The following is a 264-nucleotide window of genomic DNA, read 5'->3' on the forward strand; positions in this document are numbered from 1 at the left end:
TAGCGCTGCCATTCTGGGTGGTGTAGTCAACGGTCACCGGCGCTTGACTGGCCGTCGTCAGATTGACGGTGAAAATAGCGTTGGTCTCGCCGCTATCTCCTTCCAATACCGAGACGTCGTTGATGGTGATGGCTGGCTGGGCGTCATCATCAACAATGGTGCCGATTCCAGTACCGTTGGTAACCGTGGCGTTTCCTTGCAGATTGCCCAACACCACATTGAAGGTTTCGCTGGGCTCACTGACGCCATCGCCGTTGACGGTGA

The 264-nt window shown here is 56.1% G+C and carries 1 protein-coding gene; it reads right to left on the reverse strand.

From position 1 onward, the window contains the following. Positions 1-264, reverse strand: a 264-nt coding sequence (locus JUJ53_RS00100; protein WP_204149984.1) for a hypothetical protein, incomplete at both ends; no start/stop codon positions are given.

Source organism: Leptolyngbya sp. CCY15150, from assembly GCF_016888135.1.
Taxonomy (GTDB): domain Bacteria; phylum Cyanobacteriota; class Cyanobacteriia; order RECH01; family RECH01; genus RECH01.